At 67.7% G+C, this 19,943-nt stretch carries 15 protein-coding genes; 9 read left to right on the plus strand and 6 right to left on the minus strand.

The genetic code is table 11. The features are described 5' to 3' along the window. Positions 1-53 precede the first annotated feature (53 nt). Both EDF58_RS20225 and mddA read left to right on the plus strand, forming a co-directional pair. The gene (locus EDF58_RS20225) at positions 54-2,567 is read left to right on the plus strand and encodes an exo 1,3/1,4-beta-D-glucan glucohydrolase (protein ID WP_132268867.1); all 2,514 of its coding nucleotides are present in this window, start codon (positions 54-56) and stop codon (positions 2,565-2,567) included. A gap of 201 nt (positions 2,568-2,768) precedes the next feature. Then, positions 2,769-3,524 (plus strand): methanethiol S-methyltransferase, encoded by a 756-nt coding sequence (gene mddA / locus EDF58_RS20230; protein ID WP_132268869.1) that lies wholly within the window; start codon positions 2,769-2,771, stop codon positions 3,522-3,524. On the opposite strand, the gene EDF58_RS20235 is transcribed toward mddA, so the two are convergent. The 3 genes from EDF58_RS20235 to EDF58_RS20245 all read right to left on the minus strand — a co-directional run bounded on the left by EDF58_RS20235 (position 3,505) and on the right by EDF58_RS20245 (position 6,950). Beyond that, entirely contained in the window at positions 3,505-3,882 is a 378-nt protein-coding gene (locus EDF58_RS20235) for a VOC family protein (protein WP_132268870.1), read from the minus strand. The two genes, mddA and EDF58_RS20235, sit on opposite strands and share 20 nt — an antisense overlap. A gap of 85 nt (positions 3,883-3,967) precedes the next feature. Further along, positions 3,968-6,091 carry an acetate--CoA ligase family protein gene (locus tag EDF58_RS20240; protein WP_132268872.1) on the minus strand — a complete coding sequence of 708 codons (2,124 nt, stop codon included), beginning with the start codon at positions 6,089-6,091 and terminating at the stop codon, positions 3,968-3,970. A 25-nt stretch (positions 6,092-6,116) separates the two neighbouring features. Then, on the minus strand, positions 6,117-6,950 hold the full coding sequence (locus EDF58_RS20245; RefSeq protein WP_132268873.1) for a p-hydroxycinnamoyl CoA hydratase/lyase: 834 nt from the start codon (positions 6,948-6,950) through the stop codon (positions 6,117-6,119). A 77-nt stretch (positions 6,951-7,027) separates the two neighbouring features. Between EDF58_RS20245 and EDF58_RS20250 the strand changes: the two genes are divergently transcribed. Continuing rightward, positions 7,028-7,438, plus strand: a complete 411-nt coding sequence (locus tag EDF58_RS20250; RefSeq protein WP_132268875.1) for a MarR family transcriptional regulator — start codon at positions 7,028-7,030, stop codon at positions 7,436-7,438. Positions 7,439-7,490: 52 nt separating this feature from the next. On the opposite strand, the gene EDF58_RS20255 is transcribed toward EDF58_RS20250, so the two are convergent. After that, entirely contained in the window at positions 7,491-8,888 is a 1,398-nt protein-coding gene (locus EDF58_RS20255; protein ID WP_132268876.1) for an aldehyde dehydrogenase, read from the minus strand. Between the two features lie 170 nt (positions 8,889-9,058). Between EDF58_RS20255 and EDF58_RS20260 the strand changes: the two genes are divergently transcribed. From EDF58_RS20260 to EDF58_RS20275, 4 genes are all read left to right on the plus strand, one after another. Continuing rightward, entirely contained in the window at positions 9,059-9,937 is an 879-nt protein-coding gene (locus EDF58_RS20260; protein WP_243654398.1) for a LysR family transcriptional regulator, read from the plus strand. Between the two features lie 131 nt (positions 9,938-10,068). Then, positions 10,069-11,052: an alpha/beta hydrolase gene (locus tag EDF58_RS20265; RefSeq protein ID WP_132268880.1), complete on the plus strand. Its 984-nt coding sequence runs from the start codon at positions 10,069-10,071 to the stop codon at positions 11,050-11,052. A 69-nt stretch (positions 11,053-11,121) separates the two neighbouring features. Next, positions 11,122-11,748: a pyridoxamine 5'-phosphate oxidase family protein gene (locus EDF58_RS20270; RefSeq protein WP_132268881.1), complete on the plus strand. Its 627-nt coding sequence runs from the start codon at positions 11,122-11,124 to the stop codon at positions 11,746-11,748. After that, positions 11,748-12,218: a nuclear transport factor 2 family protein gene (locus tag EDF58_RS20275; protein WP_132268883.1), complete on the plus strand. Its 471-nt coding sequence runs from the start codon at positions 11,748-11,750 to the stop codon at positions 12,216-12,218. The genes EDF58_RS20270 and EDF58_RS20275 overlap by 1 nt, the downstream gene beginning before the upstream one ends. A 64-nt stretch (positions 12,219-12,282) precedes the next feature. Here the strand turns inward: EDF58_RS20275 and EDF58_RS20280 are convergent, their stop codons facing one another. Both EDF58_RS20280 and EDF58_RS20285 read right to left on the minus strand, forming a co-directional pair. Next, on the minus strand, positions 12,283-13,833 hold the full coding sequence (locus tag EDF58_RS20280) for a peptidase S10 (RefSeq protein ID WP_132268885.1): 1,551 nt from the start codon (positions 13,831-13,833) through the stop codon (positions 12,283-12,285). 16 nt (positions 13,834-13,849) lie between these two features. Beyond that, entirely contained in the window at positions 13,850-15,118 is a 1,269-nt protein-coding gene (locus EDF58_RS20285) for an aminotransferase class V-fold PLP-dependent enzyme (protein ID WP_132268886.1), read from the minus strand. A gap of 174 nt (positions 15,119-15,292) precedes the next feature. Here EDF58_RS20285 and EDF58_RS20290 point away from each other — a divergent pair, with 174 nt between their 5' ends. Together EDF58_RS20290 and EDF58_RS20295 are read left to right on the plus strand one after the other, a co-directional pair. Continuing rightward, the gene (locus EDF58_RS20290) at positions 15,293-16,774 is read left to right on the plus strand and encodes a peptidase S10 (RefSeq protein WP_132268888.1); all 1,482 of its coding nucleotides are present in this window, start codon (positions 15,293-15,295) and stop codon (positions 16,772-16,774) included. Positions 16,775-16,924: 150 nt separating this feature from the next. Then, positions 16,925-19,933, plus strand: coding sequence for a TonB-dependent receptor (locus EDF58_RS20295; protein ID WP_132268890.1), 3,009 nt, complete (start codon positions 16,925-16,927; stop codon positions 19,931-19,933). The last annotated feature ends 10 nt before the right edge of the window (positions 19,934-19,943 follow it).

Genomic DNA, 19,943 nt, shown 5'->3' on the forward strand with positions numbered 1-19,943 from the left:
CGCCGGCGCGCCGCCACAGCCCCATCCTGACGCCCGCCCTCACAGGAGACCTCATGACCCGCCGTTTCCCAGCCGCTTCCCTGTCGATCCTCGCCCTGGCGCTGACCGGAGCGGCGGGCGCGCAATCTGCGTCTCCTCAGGCCGCCGCTCAGGCAGCCTCCCCAGTGGCCAATCCGGCGATCTGGCCCAAGGTGAACGCCCAGCCGAAGCGCGATCCCAAAGTGGAAAAGCGCGTCGATGCGCTGATCCAGGCGATGTCCCTGGAAGACAAGGTCGGCCAGATCATCCAGGTCGACATCGGCTCGATCAAGCCCGCGGACGTCGTCACCTACAAGATCGGTTCGGTGCTGAACGGCGGCAACAGCGGCCCTTATGACGACGAATATGCCTCGCCCGCCAAGTGGCTGAAGCTGGCGGACGAGTTCTACGATGCCTCGATGACCCGCAGCGATTCTCGTCCGAAGGTTCCCATCATCTGGGGCACGGATTCGGTCCACGGCAACAACAACATCGTCGGCGCCACGCTTTTCCCGCACAACATCGGCCTTGGCGCCGCCAGGGACCGCGATCTCATCCGCAAGATCGGTGAAGTGACCGCGCTGGAAACGGCGGCGGCCGGGCTCGACTGGACGTTCGCGCCCACGCTCGCCGTCGTGCAGGACGACCGCTGGGGCCGCACGTACGAAAGCTATGGCGAAGAGCCGGAGATCGCGGCGGACTATGCCGGCGCCATGATCGAAGGCGTGCAAGGCAAAGTCGGTACCAAGGACTTCCTCGCTCCCAACCACCTGATCGCCACCACCAAGCATTTCTTGGGCGACGGCGGCACCGGCGGCCGGGACCAGGGCGACACGCGGATTTCCGAACAGGTCCTGCGTGACGTCCATCTCGGCGGCTATCCCGCCGCGATCGAGGCCGGCACCCAGTCGGTCATGGCCAGCTTCTCCAGCTGGAACGGCGAAAAGATGAGCGGCAACAAGTCGCTCCTCACCGGCGTGCTGAAGGACCGCATGGGCTTCGACGGCTTCGTGGTGGGCGACTGGAACAGCCATGGGCAGGTCGAAGGCTGCACCAACGAGGATTGCCCCCAGGCGATCAACGCCGGGCTGGACATGTTCATGTATTCCGGGCCGGGCTGGAAGCAGCTTTACGACAATACCCTGCGCGAGGCGAAGGACGGCACCATTCCCATGGCCCGCCTGGACGATGCCGTGCGCCGCATCCTGCGCGTGAAGCTGCGCGCGGGTACGTTCGAGCGCGGCCGCCCCTCGTCCCGCGTGGCGGCCGGCAAGTTCGACGTGATCGCCAGCGCCGCCCACAAGGCCATTGCGCGGCAGGCGGTGCAGGAATCGCTGGTCCTGCTCAAGAACGAGGGCGTGCTGCCGCTGAAGCCCAACGCCAATATCCTGGTGGCGGGCAAGGCCGCCGACAGCGTGAGCCAGCAGGCCGGCGGCTGGTCGATCACCTGGCAGGGCGCGGACCTGCCCAACTCCGCGTTCCCCAATGCCACCACCATCTGGAAGGGTATCGAGGACACCGTGAAGGCTGCAGGTGGCACCGCGACTTACGCGCCGGACGGCACATTCGCGAAGAAGCCCGACGCCGCGATCGTGGTCTTCGGCGAAACCCCTTATGCCGAGTTCAAGGGCGACATTCCCAACCTGGAATACAGCCCCGGAGACAAGCCGGACCTGGCGATGCTGAAGCGCCTCAAGGCGGCGGGCATTCCGGTCGTTGCCGTGTTCCTGTCCGGCCGGCCGCTATGGGTGAATGCGGAGCTGAACGCCTCGGACGCCTTCGTCGCGGCGTTCCTGCCGGGCAGCGAGGGCGGCGGCGTGGCCGACGTGCTGTTCGCCAGGGCCGACGGCGCGGTCGCTCACGACTTCAAGGGCAAACTCAGCTTCTCCTGGCCCAAGCGCCCCGACCAATATGTGCTGAACCGCCGCGATCCGGGCTACGATCCCCTGTTCGCGTTCGGCTACGGCCTTTCCTATGCCCGCCCCGGCAAAGTGGGCAAGCTGGACGAAACCCGCCCCGCAGGCATGACCGAGGCGACTCCCGGCACGTTCTACGGCACCGGGCGGACTCCTCCGGGCTGGCAGTTCGACACGCAGCTGGTCAAGGAAACCGGCGTGGACCGGCGCGCGCAGGAAGATGCCCGCCTGTTCACTTGGGGAGAGCCGGGCGGCAAGGCGGGAAGCGGCACGGCAACAGGCCGCGTCGCCATCGTCGCGCCCCGCCCCATCGACCTCTCGCGCGAGAGCAACGGAGAGATCAGCCTGGTGATCCAGTACCGGCTGGACGGCAAGCCCACCGGCCCGGTCACGCTGGGCATGGAGAGCGGCGGCAAGACGGTGGGCGTCCCGCTCACGCAGACGCTGGCCAAGGCGGCGCCGGGCACCTGGACCACGTTCGCCATCCCGCTGCAATGCTTCGCCAGCCGCGGCGCCGACATGCACGCCCTCACCGCGCCGCTGGTGCTGTCCGCCACCGGACCGTTCGCCATCGCCATCTCCGATGTGAAGCTGGACTATGTCTCGATGCCGATGAACGCCTGCGGCGGCTGAGGCCCGCAAGGGGCCGGAACGCATCTCTCCCGCTTTTCGGCCCCTCGGACATATTGAGTTCCACGCGCAGAAGTGATCTAATCCGCCCTGCACGCGTAGGCCCGGCCTGCAAGCGTCGGCCTGCGCAGAAAGGGTCCGTTACCCTGACGATGGGCCCTGTTGCCGGGCCATGGTGCTGGCCCCTGACGTTGGGACCTCGCCATGCACAAGGCAGCTTTTCTGGTCTACGCCCTGGTCGTCTACGGACTGTTCCTGGCGACCTTCCTCTATCTGATCGGCTTCCTCGGCAATGTTCCGGGTCTTCCCTTCACGGTGGACCGCGGACCGGGCGCTCCTCTCGCGGCGGCAGTGGTGCTCGACCTGGCGCTGATCGCGCTGTTCGGCCTCCAGCACAGCGTGATGGCGCGGCAGGGCTTCAAGCGGCGATGGACCCGGATCGTCCCGCCCCCGATCGAGCGCAGCACATACGTGCTCTTTGCCAGCCTCGCGCTGATCGTGCTGTTCCTGTTGTGGCGCCCCATCCCCGCGATCGTCTGGGATCTTTCCGGCCCGACGCCCCGCGCGCTGGTCTGGGCGCTGTTCGCCGCGGGCTGGGTGATCGTGCTGACGAGCACGTTCCTTATCGATCACTTCGAACTCTTCGGCCTGAGCCAGGTCATCCGCCACGCGCGCGGAAGAACGCCCGCCGCCCCGCGCATGCGCCAGCCGCTGTTCTACCGCGTCGTGCGCCATCCGCTCTATTCGGGCTTCTTCCTGGCCTTCTGGGCCGCGCCGACCATGACCGGCGGCCACCTGCTGCTGGCGCTGGGAATCTCGGCCTATATCCTGATCGCCATCCGCTACGAGGAGCGCGACCTGGTGCATCTGTTCGGCCACGACTACGAGAGCTATCGGCTGCGCGTGGGCATGCTGGTGCCGCGGTTCCCGGGGAAAGCCTCTAGGCCGCCGCGAAAGTGAGCGCCTCGATCTTGTTGCCGTCGGGATCGCGCACGAAGGCGGCATAGTAGTGAGGGTCGTACTCCGGCCTCAGTCCGGGTGCCCCGTCGGCGCTGCCGCCGCTGGCGATCGCCACGCGGAAGAACGCCTCCACCGACGCGCGCGCTTCCACTTCGAAAGCGATATGGACGCCGTTGCCCGGCGTCGCCGCGCCGCCGTCTGCCGGGAGGTTGAGGCTGAACACGGTGATCCCCGCCCCGTAGCCGACCGCCTCATCGACATCCAGGGTCCGCGACAGCCCCAGCTCGCGCATGACCGGGTCATAGAAGGCGCGGGCGCGGGCGAGGTCGGACGTGCCGAGGGAAACGTGATGGAGCATGCCCGGGGAACGAGCGCCGGGCGATCCGGTTCCGGCGCGGAGGCTTTGCTGCCGCTTCGCCGGAACCGGATGATTGTTCGACCCGTCAGGCGGGACTGACGAGCATCAGCGCATCCAGCGCCACCGCGCCCTGCCCGACGGGATGCAGGATCACCGGGTTGAGGTCGATCTCGGCCAGCGAGGGCTCTGCCGCCAGGATCGCGCCCACTTGCGCTACCAGCCGCGCCAGCGCCGGTACATCGAGCGCCGGCGATCCGCGATAGCCGGCCAGCAGCGGCGCGCTTTCAAGCTGCATCAGCTCCGCCGCGATCTGCTCCTGCGTCATGTCGGGCGTGAACAGGCGCACGTCCTGCAGGATTTCCGCCGTCACGCCGCCGAACCCGGCCAGGACCACCGGACCCCATTCGGGATCGTTGCGACCGCCGACTATCATCTCCAGCCCGCGTGCGCCCATCTTCTCGATGAGAACGCCGTCCAGCACCAGCGCGGCATCGTAGGCGCCGACATTGGCATGGATGCGCGTCCAGGCCTGGGCCACCGCATCGGCATCCGCCAGCCCCAGGATCACCCCGCCCGCGTCGCTCTTGTGCCCCAGCGCCGCCGCCTGGGCCTTCATCGCCACCGGATAGCCCACCGCATCGGCAGCCGAGACGGCAGCCTCGGCGCTGTCCGCGAAGCGCCCTGCCGGGAACGCGAAGCCGAGCGGCGCCAGCAGTTCCTTCGCGCGGTACTCGGCGATCACGCCCTCGCGATCGCGCAGACCCGGCACCGGCATCGGGGCCGTCTCTGCCGCCTTGAGGTCGCGCGCCGCCAGCGCCCCCAGCCGCGCGAGCGCGCGGAAGGCCCGCTCGTTGCTGGGGAAGCAGGGGATGCCCCGCGCCCGCAGCGCGGCGATATGCTCGGGTGGGATCGGGGCGCCTTCGTCCAGTCCGGCGAAGACCAGCGGCTTGTCGATCGTGCGGCCTTCCAGCGCGGCCAGGATCGCGGGCACCTTGATGGCGCACGTCACGGGATCGGTCTGGATGATCCCTGCCACCACGCCGCCGACGCGCGGATCGTCCAGCAGAGCGGCCAGCGTATGGGTGTATATCTCCGGCTGGCTCAACCCCTGCGCCGTGATGTCGAGTGGATTGCTGACCGGCACGAAAGGCGGCAGCGCGGCGCGCAGGGCCGGGGAATCCGCATCGCCCAGTGGCGCAAGGGCAATGCCCAGCTCCTCCGCCAGATCGAGCGTCAGCGCCTTGAAGGCGCCGGATTCGCCCAGCACCGCCAGCTCCGCCTGCGCCAGCGCGGGCGCGCGCAGGAGCACTTCGGAGATATCGCCCAGCTCTTCCAGCGTTTCTGCGAAGACCACGCCGGCCCGCTCCACCTTGCGGCGCATCAGCTTGTAGTCGCCCGCCATGGCCCCGGTATGAGTCGCGGCGGATTCACGCGCAGCGCTGGACTTGCCGGGGTGCAGCAGCACCACCTGCTTGCCTGCCGCGCGGGCACGGCGCGCCGCGGCCAGGAAACGCGCGGGACGGCGGAACTGCTCCACGATCATGGCGATGACCTGGGTGTCGTCATCCTCGACCAGCCAGTCGACATAGTCCTCGACGCCGCTGGCGGCCTCGTTGCCGGTCGAAACCGAATAGCTGATCGCCAGGTCGCGCGCCTGGAAGGTGGTGCAGAGCACGGCCGCCATCGCGCCCGATTGCGACACCACCGCCACCGCGCGGCGGCCCGCCGGGGCGACCGTATCGGTCTCCACGAAGGTCAGCGGTATGCCGTCTACATGGTTGACCAGGCCCAGGCAGTTCGGCCCCTCGATCACCATGCCGTGCTCGGCGGCGATGCGGGCGATTTCCGCCTGCTGCGCCTTGCCCTCTTCACCGCCCTCGGCAAAGCCTGCCGAGAAGATGATCGCGCCGCCGCAGCCGCGTGCGGCCAGACCGCGCACGGCGTCCACCACGCCCGCCTGCGGGATCGCCAGGACCGCCACGTCGACGCCTTCGGGCAGAGCCTCCACGGAAGGAAGGCAGGTGCGGAAACCGATCGTCTCGCGCTTGGGGTTGATGGGATAGACCGCCCCCGCGAACGCGTTGCGGTCGAGATTGCCCAGCACCGAGGCGCCGAGCGCCCCGGGCTTGTCGCTTGCACCCACCACCGCGACCGAGCGCGGCCGCAGCAGACGCGCGATCGCGTCCCTCGGCAGGGTTCTTTCGTTCATCGCTGCCTCTCCCAGGGCCTGGCGCTCAGCGCGCCTTGTTCAAATCGTAGGCGCCGAGACCGGGCTTGTACGTCTTGTCGTCGATGAATTGACGAGTGGCTTCCTTGCGCCCCTCGCCATCGAAGAAGTTCGCCGCTTCCTGCGTGCGCACGAGATAGTCCATCGAATTGTCGAAGGTCATCTCGCTCACCCGGCGGATCGCCCACTTGGTGCCGCGCAGGGCCACGGGGTTCTTGCCGAGCAGGACCGTGGCCACTTCGGTCACGCGTGCCTTCAGCTTCTCCGCCGGCACCGCTTCGTTGACGAGGCCCCATTCGGCGGCCTTCCGGCCATCGATGTTCTCGCCCATCATGGCGTGGTACATGGCGTTGCGGAAGCCGGTCAGCTCGACGATGATCTTGCTGGCGCCGCCGCCGGGCAGGATGCCCCAGTTGATTTCGGACAGGCCGAACTGCGCGTCTTCCGCGGCAACCGCCAGGTCGCAGCCGAACAGCGGGCCGTAAGCGCCGCCGAAGCACCAGCCGTTGACCATCGCGATCGTCGGCTTCTCGTACCAGCGCAGGCGTTCCCACCAGCCATAGGCTTCGCGTTGGGCCTTGCGGACATGGCCGAGGCCCTTCTCTTCGTTTTCGCGGAAGTATTCCTTGAGGTCCATGCCGGCCGAGAAGGCGGTGCCCTCTCCGGTCAGGACCAGGACGCCCACGTCGTCGCGGAATTCCAGCTCGTCAAGCACTTCCTTCATGCGCCGGTTGAGGCTGGGGCTCATGCAATTGCGCTTCTCGGGGCGATTGAACGAGACCCAGGCGATGCGGTTTTCGACGGTGTAGGAAACGGTATCGGTTTCAGCGCGGTCTTGCATGGCTATCCTCTTTCCTTGATTGCTGTCATGCATAGCAACACGATTGCTATCGTCAATAGCATAAACAACGAGGGACCATGACCGATCTTCTGGGGCAACTGCCGGGCTATGCGCTGCGCCGCGCCGCCAATGCCGTGATGGGCGAACTGGGCGACCTGCTGGGCGATCGCGGTTTCCGCATCACCGAGGCTGCCGTGCTGCTGCTGGTCCAGGACCGTTCGGACCTCACCAGCAGCCAGATCGGCAAGACGCTGGACATCCAGCGCGCCAACATGGTGCCGCTGCTGAACCGGCTGGAAGCGGCCGGCTGGATCCGCCGCGAGCCGCTGGACGGCAAGTCGCTGGCGATCATGCTTACGCCCGAAGGGGCGGCAAAAGTCACGGAACTCGGTGAAGTGATCGAGGCGTTCGAGCAGAAGCTGCTGGACCGCGTGCCCGCCGAGCACCGCGACCACTTGCTCCCCGCGCTCAACGCCATCTGGCGATAGGCGGCGGGCGCGCCGCCGAAGTGGAGAGCGGGTTGCCCCGCTCTCGGTTCCGTCAGATCGGGTAGTGGCCCGGCTGCGTTTCCACCGTGATCCAGCGGGTCTCGGTGAAGCTGTCCAGGCCCTGCCGGCCGCCGAAGCGCCCATAGCCCGAGGCGCCGACGCCGCCGAAGGGCATCTGCGCCTCGTCATGCACGGTCGGGCCGTTGACGTGGCAGATGCCGGATCGGATGCGCCGCGCGACGCCCAGCCCGCGCGCGGTGTCGCGGGTGAAGACAGCGGCGGAAAGGCCGTATTCGGTGTCGTTGGCCAGTTCGACGGCGTGGTCCTCGTCCCGCGCGCGGATCATGGCGACGACCGGGCCGAAGCTCTCGTCGCGGTAGAGGTTCATCGCCGAAGTCACGCCGTCCACCACGGTCGCGGGCATGAGCACGCTGTCCGCCGCGCCGCCCGTGAGGATGCGCGCGCCCTTGTCGGCGGCATCGGCGATCAGCGCATTGACGTGGTCCACGGTCTTGCGGTCCACCACGGCGCCGAGCGGGGTCTTGCCCTCGCGCGGGTCGCCCGTGGCCATGGTGGAGACTTTCGCGGCGAACTTCTCCGCAAAGGCGTCCGCCACCACATCGACCACGATGATCCGCTCGGTCGACATGCAGATCTGGCCCTGGTTCATGAAGGCGCCGAATGCCGCGGCCTTGACCGCCTCATCCAGGTCGGCGTCGTGCAGCACAACGAACGGCGCCTTGCCGCCCAGTTCGAGCAGGCAGGGCTTGAGATGCTCGGCCGCGCGCTTGGCGATGATCTTGCCGACCGCGGTGGAGCCGGTGAAGTTGATGCGCTTCACGGCGGGCGCATCGATCAGCGCGCCCACCACTTCGGCCGCCTGGGCCGGGGCATTGGTGACGACGTTGACCACGCCCTCGGGGAAGCCGGCCTCGGCGAAAGCCTCGATGATCAGGGCATGGGTGCGCGGGCATTGCTCGCTGGCCTTGAGGATCACGGCATTGCCGCAGGCCAGCGGCACGGCGATCGCGCGCACGCCCAGGATGATCGGGGCGTTCCACGGCGCAATGCCCAGAATCACGCCCACCGGCTCGCGGATCGCCATGGCCAGGCAGCCCGGCTTGTCCGAGGGGATGATCTCGCCGGTGATCTGGGTGGTCAGCGCGGCCGCCTCGCGCACGATCCCGGCGGCCAGCGTCAGGTTGAACATGGCCCAGCCCGCGGTCGCGCCGATCTCGCCCATCATGGCATCGACGAACGCCTCCTTGCGCGCTTCCAGCGCATCGGCGGCCCGCAGCAGCACCGCGCGGCGCGCATTCGGCCCCAGCGCGCCCCAGGCAGGCTGCGCAGCGCCGGCCCGGGCGGCGATCGCAGGCATCTGTTCGGCCGTCATGGCCTCTGCGCTGGAGGCGACGTCGCCGGTCAGCGGATTGATGCGCTCGAACTTCATGGCGTGGATTCTCCCAAAGATTTAGCTATTGGCTATAGCATTAAACCGGCCCATGCAAGCGGCACACATCGGCTGAAGGCCGCAAGGCGTTGACCGGCAGGCCCTGTTCCGCGCATCGTCCGCCCAGCGTTGCATGGCTGAAGGATGTGGAATTGGACCGGTGGCAAGCCATGAGGATCTTCGTCCGGGTGGCGGAAACGGCGAGTTTCGTCGAGGCGGCCCGGCAGATGCATCTCAGCCCGCCGGCCGTCACGCGGGCGGTGTCGGGCCTGGAAGAGGACATCGGGGTCAGGCTGCTGGCGCGAACGACGCGATCGGTGAAGATGACCGAAGCCGGCCAGCGCTATTTCGAGGATTGCCGCCGCATCCTGGCCGACATCGCCGAAGCGGAGGCTTCCGCGGCGGGATCGCACGGCAATCCCACCGGCACGCTCATCGTCACCGGGCCGATCATGTTCGGGCAGATGCACGTCCTGCCGATCCTGCTGGAATATCTCGACATGTTCCCAAGCGTCACCGGCCGCAGCCTCTTCGTGGACCGGGGCGTCAACATCGTCGAGGAAGGGATCGATGTCGCCGTGCGGATCGGGCATCTCCCCGCCTCGGGCCTCAGCGCCACGCGCGTGGGCTGGGTGCGGCGGACGATCTGCGGCGCGCCTTCCTATTTCGAGCGGCACGGCGTGCCTCGCTCCCCAGCCGATCTCGCGGATCACCGCGTGATCGTGCCGACCGGCGCCTGGGTCTCCCCGGAGTGGCACTTCGGCCCGGACGGACGGACCCGCGTGACCGTGCACCCGCGGCTGCTGTGCAATACCAACCAGGCCGCCATCGCCGCCGCCGAGCAGGGCTGGGGCATCACCCGCGTGCTGTCCTACCAGGTCGGCCCGGCGCTGGCGGCGGGGCGCCTGCAGTCCGTGCTGGACGATCATGCCGAAAGCCCGATGCCGATCCACGTCGTCCATGCCGAGGGGCGGCATGCCACCGCCAAAGTGCGGGCTTTCGTGGACTTGGCCGTCCAGCGCCTGCGCGGCAACGGCTTGTTGCAGTGATGGGGCCATTATTCCTCAAACAGGAACAATGATTTCCGCAGACACCCGATTATCGAGATCGGGCATAAGAACTACTTCTTCCATCAGAGGCTGACGCAGCTCGCTCGGCCGCTCTCACGAAAGTGGAAGACATGACCAAGCCCCTGATCCCCGCTCCGCTCCCCCAGACGTTCCAAGCCGCCGCCCACAATGCGGCCTCCGCCGCCTCCGACAATGCGGCCTCCGCCGCCTCCGACAATGCGGCCTCCGCCGCCATCCACTACCGCACCGCCACGGTCGAAGGCCTGACGATGGCCTATCGCGAAGCCGGCCCGGCGGACGCTCCGGTGGTGCTTCTGCTCCACGGCTTCCCCACCTCTTCGCACATGTTCCGCAACCTGATCCCGCTACTGGCGGACGGCTACCGCGTGATCGCGCCGGACTATCCCGGCTTCGGCCAGAGCGACGCACCGGACCACACCGCCTTCGACTACAGCTTCGCCCACTATGCCGACCTGGTCGACGCCTTGCTGGAGCAGATCGGCGCCGCGCGCTATGCCATGTATGTCATGGATTACGGGGCGCCCGTGGGCTACCGGCTGGCGCTGAAGCACCCCGAGCGCGTCACCGGACTGATCGTGCAGAACGGCAATGCCTATGACGAGGGGCTCGGCGCGTTCTGGGACCCGATCAAGACCTACTGGCAGAGCGGATCGGCCGAGGACCGCGAGGCGCAGGCCTGGCTGGTGACGCCCGAAGCCACCCGCTTCCAGTACACCGACGGCGTCCGCGACGTCACCCGCATCAGCCCGGACAACTGGGTCCACGACCAGGCCCTGCTCGACCGGCCGGGCAACCGCGAGATCCAGCTCGACCTGTTCTACGACTACCGCACCAATGTGCCGCTCTATCCCGCGTTCCAGCAGTTCTTCCGCGAACGCAGGCCGCCGACGCTGATCGTCTGGGGCAAGAACGACACGATCTTCCCCGAATCCGGCGCTCATCCCTACTTGCGCGATCTGCCCCAGGCCGAAATGCACATCCTCGACACCGGGCACTTCGCCCTCGAGGACAAGCTGGACGAGATGGCGCCGCTCATCCGCAGCTTCCTCGACCGTGAGGTGGCGACCCGCTGATCCGGGCCGCAAGGGGCCGGGCACCCGCCCGGCACCCTGTCCCACCCATCATCGCTTTGGAGATGGACCATGTCCTACGGATTTCTGGATATCGCCATGACGCCCAGCGTTCGCGCGGCCCAGGCGGAAATGGGCGCCGACCGGCAATGGGCCCACTTCGAGGGAGACCGCGAATTCGACCGCTTCACCGCGAACGAGGCGGCCTTCATCGCCGCGCGCGACAGCTTCTACATGGGGTCCGTATCCGAGGATGGCTGGCCCTATGTCCAGCATCGCGGCGGCCCCGCCGGCTTCCTCAAGCTGGTGGACGAACGGACGCTGGCCTTCGCCGACTATCGCGGCAACCGCCAGTACATCAGCACCGGCAACCTGGCCGCGAACGACCGGGCCTGCCTGATCCTGATGGACTATCCGCGCCGCATGCGGCTGAAGATCTATGCCCATGTCGAGAAGCTCTCGCTTGACGCCGATGCGGCGCTGACCGATCTCGTCATGGACCCCGGCTACAAGGCGCGGCCGGAGCGGATCTTCCGGTTGCGGCTGGCGGCGTTCGACTGGAACTGCCCCCAGCACATCACGCCCCGCTTCACCGAGCGGGAAATCGAACAGGCGGTCCGCCCGTTTCACGAGCGGATGGCCGAACTGGAGGCGGAGAACGCAGCCCTGCGCAGCCGCCTGGAAGAAGGACACGCATGATGGAAAACCCGCGCCCGCCGCTGCCGCCGTTCACTGCCGAAAGCGCGGCCGAGAAAGTACGCCTGGCCGAGGATGGCTGGAACAGCCGCGACCCCGCCCGGGTCGCGCTGGCCTATACGCCTGACAGCGCATGGCGCAATCGCGCCGAATTCCTGAACGGACGGCCGGCCATCGTCGCTTTCCTCACCGCCAAATGGCAGCGCGAGCGCGACTACCGGCTGATCAAGGAACTCTGGGCCTTCCGCGAAAACCGCATCGCCGTGCGCTTCGCTTACGAATGGCACGACGACAGGGGCGACTGGTTCCGCTCCTATGGCAACGAGAACTGGGAGTTCGACGCCGATGGCCTGATGCGCAGGCGCCTGGCCTGCATCAACGATGCCCCCATCGCCGCGGCCGACCGCCTGTTCCACTGGCCGCTCGGGCGCCGTCCGGACGGGCACCGCGGCCTCAGCGAACTCGGGCTCTGACGATATCCGCTGCGCCGGGCGCGGTGTGGCGCTTCAGCGCACCCGGCCCGGCACATCCGGACGTTCAGCGGCCCAGCGTTCCGGCCCAGGCACGCATGTCCGCGGCAAAACGAGTCAGTTCGCCTTCGTCCTCGAACACCGAATGGCCCGCCGCATAAGTCTTCGAGGTGCGGCGATCCGGCCCGATCCCGGCATGGTCGAGCGCGAACTGCCCCGCCGCGACCGGCGTTGTGATGTCGTAGTAACCGCCCACCGTCATCAGCTTCATGTCCGGCTTGTCGGCCATGGCCCTGGCCAGGAAGGGCGCGAAGCGCACGGTGCGATAGACTTCGCCGCGGCCCCAGTCCCACTTGAAGTTGATGCCCAGGTTGAGCGTGCGATAGGCGCTCGGCAAGGGATAGCCCAGGTCCTTGCCGATGTAATCGGCGATCAGATGGCCGGTCTCCCCGCCCAGCGTCATGGAAGGATCGTCGAAGGGCGGGTGCATGTTGGATTCGGCAATGGCCCGCGTCGCGCGGCCGTCGAGCTGGCCGGTGCGCAGGCCCTTGGCGGAAAGCAGGCCGAGCATGAAGGATTGCCGGTCGAGCTGCAGCCCGTCTTTTTCCAGCGTCGCCGCGGGGATCCCGATCAGTTCCGAGATGCGTGCGGCGATTTTCGCCCGGTCGGCCTCCGGCAGCGACGCGCCGGCGATGAGGGCGCGGGCATAGTCGTTCTCCGCAAAGGCGCGGGCTTCGGCGAAGTGCTCCGCCACCGACTTGCCCTTGCGGTCGACGGCCTGGTGGTACCAGGCGACCGCGGCGAGCGTGGGCAGGAGCGAAACGTCGGAGATCACGGGGCCGTCGTTGTCGCCCAGCGAGAGCGAGAACAGCGCCACGCCGTCGGGCAGCGGCAGCTTCGCCTTGCTTTCGGCATCGAGCATGGCCAGCGCCCGCGCGGTGCCGTAGCTTTCGCCCACGATCGCGAAAGGCGCATCGGTGCGGCCATTGGCCCGGCGCCAGCGCTGCACCACGTCGGCCACGGCGGCGGCATCGCCGGAGACCGAGAACAGGCTGGTGGCGTCGGCGCCCTTCACCGGCATCGAGGCGCCGGTGCCCGGCGGATCGATGAACACCAGGTCGGCCACGTCGAGCAGGCTGTGCGGATTGTCGTCCAGCCGCGCGGCATCGCCCTTGCCGACGATCCGGCGCGGACCGAAGGCGTTGAGGTGCAGCGGCGAGGACGATGCGCCGGGGCCGCCATTGAAGAAGAACAGCACCGGCCGCTTCGCACTCACCCCGGTGTGCTTCGCATGGGCCGCATTGCGCGCGACATAAGCGTAAGTGACGACCACCGCCGCCGTCTGCCCCTTGGCGTTCGCCACCGGCGTTTCGGTGACGATCGCGTCATAGCCCAGCTTTCGGCCGCCGAAGGTCCCCTGGTGGCGGGTGAGCACGACCCTGTCGCTGGCGGCAGGACGCTCCACCATCGGCTCCATGGCCTTGAGGAATACCGGCGGCATCGGCAGGCTTTCGTCCTGCGCCAGCAGCGGACCCGCGGGCAGGAGCGCGGCCACAGGCAGGAGCGCGGACAGGGCTAGCAGGCTGGAACGCAGGAAAACGGTCTTCTTGGCGGACATGGGGTCTGGTTCCAGATCAGGAGGAAGCCGGCAGCGCGGCGATCAGGCGTTCGATGTCGTCCATCGTGTTGAACCACGAAGGACAGATGCGGAACCGGTTGCGGCTGAGCGTGATCGCCACCCCGGCCCGGTTCAGTGGCTCGGCCAGCGCCTTGTGTGCATCCGGCAGGACGCATGTGAGCAAGGGGCTGCGACAGTCGCGCGGCGTGACGACCGTGTAACCCTTGGCGGGCAGCGCCTCGTGCAGGCGGCGCAGCAGGGGCTGGCGATGGGCCATGATATTGTCCACGCCCAGCTCCAGCAGCTTCGCCAGGGACCAGTCGAGCTGGGCCATCACCGCGTGCGAATGCGTGCCCATGGCGAACAGGCCTTCAACGTCGCTGCGCGGCGTCATGTCGGCGATGGTCTCGCCGGGCTGGTCGTAGGGATAGACGTGCGGGTTGAAGCCATCGAGCTGATAGTAGCCGAAGCGCTTGCGCTTGAGGCGCGGCAGCCGGTCCGGGCGGACATAGAGGAAGCCCAGCCCGAAATCGCCCATGAGCCACTTGTAGCTGGCCGTCGCCGCGAAATCGACGCCGGTGGCCCTGACGTCGATCGGCACGGTGCCCGCCGCATGGATGATGTCGGCATAGACCAGCGCGCCGCGGGCATGGGCGATCTCGCAAATGCGCTTCAGGTCATGCTCGAAGCCGTTGTAAGTGGAGACGAGCGAGAGGCTGACCAGCTTCGTATCGGGACCGATCGCCTTTTCGTAGGCATCGGGATCGATCCGGCCGTCCGTCGGCCGGATCCAGCGCACGTCCACGCCTTGCTTGCCAAGCTGGTCGTAAAGCCAGAACGAGCCGAAGAAATGCAGCGTATCAGTCACCACGCTGCCTTTGGCGGCCGGCAGGTCGAGCGCATCGACGATCGATTGCTCTCCCGCGGTCGTGCTCTGGACGAACGCGAGATCTTCCGGGGCCGCGTTGATGAGGCGGGCAAAGGCGGACTTGATGCGGACTTCGGTATCGTGGCTGGACCACTCGCGCATTTCCGTGCGGGTCCGGAAATAGGCGTCCACCGATGCCTTGGCCGGCAGAGGCACCGGATGCATGGTGCCGGAATCGAGGTAGACCTTGGCCATGGGCGCGAAGTCGCCCGCCCGCGAAAGCGAACCGGCCGCGGCAGGCGCGGCCGCAAGGGCCTCTCCCGCCATTGCCGGGGCCAGCGGCAGGAGCGCCGAGCCGCGCAGCAAGGTGCGGCGGGAAAGTGCGGTTTCGGCGGGCGAATCGGATCGCTGGATCATTTACGCATCCTAGGCAAAGGCTTGCGCATAAGAATTGCGCATTTCGGGCGTTGCTGCATCGGCAGTCAAGGGCGGGTGCCGAAGGTGATCGCGCGACGTCCCCCTTCGCGCATAAACTTGCCTCCACAACTCGGCTAGGGTCGGCGGGAAGCTGATCCCCGTGAAAGGTCCCAGATGCCTGCCAAGCCCAACCGCCTGCCTCGCCCGGCACGGATCTTCACCGCCCTGATCGCCGCCACACTGGGGGCCAATACCCCCGCCTTGGGTAACAGCATCCCGGCCCATGCCGAACCGGCGGGCAGCGTCTGCACCCCTGCGGAATCCGGTGCCTCGGCCCGGCTCGGCCGCATGGACTATGCCGCCTGCGCCGGGACCATGGAGATCGGCGACCGCCAGACCGGCAAGCAGGCCGACTTGTTCTACACTGCCTACTTCGCAAAGGCCGCAAGCCCCGAAACGCGGCCCATCGCCTTCGTGTGGAACGGCGGGCCCGGCGCGGATTCGCGCCTGCTGCAGTTCCATGCCCTCGGCCCGCGAACGCTCAGGGGCGCGGCGCTGGCGGATAATCCCGGCAGCCCGCTGGCCGCGGCCGACCTGGTATTTCTCGATCCCGCCGGCACGGGCTTCAGCCGGGCCGCTTCCGAACGTGCGGCCAAGAGCCTCTATTCGACCACCGGAGACCTCTCCGCCACGACGGCGTTCATCCTGAACTTCCTCAAGAGCCGGGGGCGCGAGAAGGCGCCGGTCTATCTCGTCGGCGAAAGTTTCGGCACCTGGCGCGCGGCCGGCGTGGCGGAAGCCCTGATCGACGCGGGCCAGCCGGTCGCCGGGATCGCGCTCGTTTCCGGGGGGATACCGATGGGCGCGGAACGCGACCGGGCGCTGATGCGCGCGCTGACCCTGCCCAATCGCACGGCAACGGCGCTGGCCCTCGGCAAGCTCGACCCGGCGCTGGCGGCAAAGCCGGCCAGGACCCTTGCCGCTGCCGAGCAATGGGCGCGGGAAGTCTGGTATCCCGCCCTGGCCCATCCCGATGCCCCCGGCGACCGCGCCCGCGTGGTAGCCGGCCTGGCGCGCTATACCGGGCTTGCACCGGCCGCGATCGACGCGAAGACGCTCTGGGTATCGCCGCGGGACTTCCGCACCAGGCTGCTGGCATCGGAGGGCAAGACGCTGGGCATCTTCGACATGCGCCGCACCGCGCCGCCGGCCGACGACAAGACCGGCGATGCCGCAATCCTGGCCTTCTACCGCCAGACGCTGGGCTATCGGCAGGGCCAATACGCCGGGATCGACATTCCGGAGCTGCCGGTAGGCAACGACTGGCAATACGACCAATCGCCCATCACCAAAGAATCGCTCGCCCGCGCCATGGCCGGCGAAGGCCCGCCCAGCGCATCGCAGCCCTGGGTCCAGCGCGCTCTGGAGAAGGCGCCTGCCCTGCGGGTCCTGGTGGCGACCGGCCTTTACGATTCGCTCAACGGCTGCGCCGCCAACCGGCAGGCCGCCGCCGATTTTCCCGCCGCCCTGGCGGAGCGGATCACGGCGCACTGCTATCGCGGCGGCCACATGATGTACGAGGAACCCGCAGAGGCGGTGCAATTCGCCAGCGACTTGTCCGCCTTCTTCCGCAATTCACAACCCGCGGCAAAGTGAGGCTAGAAATTTCGCGATTCCGCTTCGGTGCGAAATTTCAATTCAAACAGCCTCACCCGCGCATCGCACAACGCAACCCCCTCGCTGCCCGCCTGCGCTAGTCTCTCGCTCAGGGATTAAAAACGCATAGAGCACATGAGGGGTAGTTCGATGATCCAGTCACGCATGGAGAGGGCCGGCCTGGCGGCGCTCATGGTTTCCACCGCCGTCGCCGCGCTGTTCGCCGCCCCGGCCTTCGCGCAGGACCTCGCGCCGGCTGCCGACGACAGCGCCTCCGCCGTGGACATCGTCGTCACCGGATCGCGCATTCGCCGCGACGCCTCGGACGAGACCGCCCCGCTCAATGTCGTGGACAGCCAGACGATCGCGGATCGCGGCTATATCAGCGCCTCGGAAGCGCTGAACCAGCTCACTTCGAACAGCCCCATGCTCAACCAGGCGGACGGCAGCGGCGAAGGCAGCGGCTCCGGCCAGCAATTCCCCAACCTCTTCGGCCTTGGCGCCGGTCGCACGCTGACCCTGCTCAACGGCCGCCGCATGGTGACCAGCTCCTCGGGCCTGGGCGATGCGCAAGTCGATGCCAACATCATTCCGCTCGGCCTGCTGGACCGGGTGGAAGTGGTGCAGGGCGGCGGCGCGGCGGTCTATGGATCGGACGCCATCGCCGGCGTGGTCAACTACGTGCTGAAGGAAAGCTTCGAAGGCCTCGAACTCGATGGCCAGAACGGCATTTCCTCGCGCGGGGACTATCACACCTACAGCCTGCGCGGCACAGCAGGCAAGAACTTCGCGGACGGACGCGGCAATGTCGCCATCGACCTGAACTATGCCCAGTCGCCTACGCTGATGTTCGCCGCGCGCCCGCTTTCGGCGCTGGGCCGCCTGACGGTGAGCAACCCGGACGATACCGGCCCCAGCGACGGCGTTCCCTCGGTCAAGGAACTGCTCGACGCGCACTTCTGGGAATTCAACTCGAACGGCGTGCTGTTCAACACGCCCGCCCCCTTCACGCGCTTCCTGACCCAGTCGAACGGCACGCCGCTGCAGTTCGATTCCAGCGGCAACGTGGTGCCCTACGATCCCGGTACCAGCGTGGGCATTCCCTTCTCCAGCGGCGGACAGGGCTTCGCCTATCGCGACCTGGCGGGGCTGCGCACCGGCGTCCAGCGCTTCACCGGCAACCTGATCGCGCACTACGACCTGACCGACGCGATCACCCTGCGCACCGAACTGCTCTATGCCCATACCGAAGGCACCGAGATCCCGCAGGGCCAGAGCCGCACGATCCTGAACTTCGGCACTTACGCGGGGCCGGTGGTCTTCACGATCGACAACCCCTACCTGACCGACCAGGCCAAGGCCGCGCTTTCCGCCGCCCGCCCGGCCTTCGCGGCCGGCGCGCCGCTGTTCCTGTCCAAGTATTTCCAGGACCTGACGCCGGACAATCTCCAGCGCTACAAGACCGACACCTATCGCGCCCTGCTCGGCGTGGACGGTGAATTCTCGGCCGGAAGCCGCAACTTCTACTGGTCGGTTTCCGGCAGCTATGCCCGGGTCGACGGTTCGCAGCGCCGCTGGGAAGTGGACAACGCCAAGTACGCGAACGCCATCGACGCGGTGCTCTCGGGAGGCCAGATCGTCTGCGGCATCAACGCCGACGCCGATGCCACTAACGACGACGCGGCCTGCGCGCCGATCAACCCCTTCGGCAACGGCAATGTCTCCAAGGCCGCGCAGAAGTACGTAAGCGTGCGCGCCGGACTGGACTATCGCAACGAGCAGACCGACATCCTCGCCACGCTCGGCGGTGACGTGGTCCGCCTGCCGGGCGGCACGGTGAAGTTCAGCCTGGCCTACGAGCACCGCGACGAGCAGGTTTCCTACAACCCGCTCGCCGCCAACCAGCAGGGCCTGTTCGGCGGCGGCACGCTGGAGATGGCGCAGTCGGCCGGGTACAATACCGACGAACTCTCCGGCGAACTGCTGATCCCGCTGATCGACAGCGCGATGAACGTGCCGATCGTGCACATGCTGGAAGCCAGCGCGGCGGGCCGCCTGGTCGACAACTCGATCGCCGGCAAGGAGCAGGTCTGGGATCTCGGCCTGCGCTGGCAGCCGGTGGACGGCGTGACCCTGCGCGTCAGCCGCAGCCGCAACTTCCGCGCGCCCACCCTGGCGATGCTGTTCGCGCCGACGACGACCTCGCTCGGTTCGGTGGGCTACGACCCCTGCGACGCCGACCGCATCAACAGCGGCGCCAACCCGTCGGTACGCTACGCCAACTGCCTGGCCGCCTTCACCGCGAACGCGAACTACGGCGTAGAGGCCGACGGCACCAATGCGGGCCTCAGCCCCGCCGAACGCCTCGCCCGGTTCCAGGACCCGGCCGAGAACTTCGAGCGCGCCACCATCACCACGGGCGGCAACCCGAACCTGCGCAACGAGATCTCGGATACCTTCACGTACGGTATCGTGCTCCAGCCCAAGTTCATCCCCGGCCTGACGATCAGTGCGGACCGCATCGAGATCGACCTCAAGGACGGTCTCTCGGCCTTCACCACCGAGGACTTCACGGCCGCCTGCTATGACAACACCACCCCCGATCCGGCGGTTTGCAATGCGTTCTCGCGCATTGCCGCCTCGGACGGCGTGAGCCCGGGCGGCACGATCCTGGCCGGCACCACCACCACTTTCAACGCCGGCATCGTCAAGTATCGCGGCGAAGTCTACGCCATCGACTACACCTTCGAGCCCGGCCGGATCGGCGCCTTCCACGTCGGCGTCAACGCCACGCACAACACGCTGCTGACCACTTCGGTCACCGGCGAGAACTATATCCGCACCGACAACACGTACGAGAAACCCACCTGGGAAGGCCGCTTCAACCTGGACTGGACCAGGGGTCCGGTGCGGGTGAGCTACCAGGCCTACTACCTCGACAAGACCCGTGCCGCCTATGACGCCACGATCGAAACCAACCCCAACCCGATGCTGGACAGCAACCTGACGCACTCGATCTCGGCGCAAGTCGAAGCGGGCGCGATCACCTTCCGCGCCGGCATCGACAACTTCACCGACGAAGCACCTTCCTACCCGCAGATCGCCTATGGCGACATCCTCGGCCGCCGATTCTGGATCGGCGCCAAGCTGAAGATGTGACGGGTTCCGG

The sequence above is a fragment of the Novosphingobium sp. PhB57 genome, from assembly GCF_004342985.1.
In the GTDB taxonomy this organism is placed as follows: Bacteria; Pseudomonadota; Alphaproteobacteria; order Sphingomonadales; family Sphingomonadaceae; genus Novosphingobium.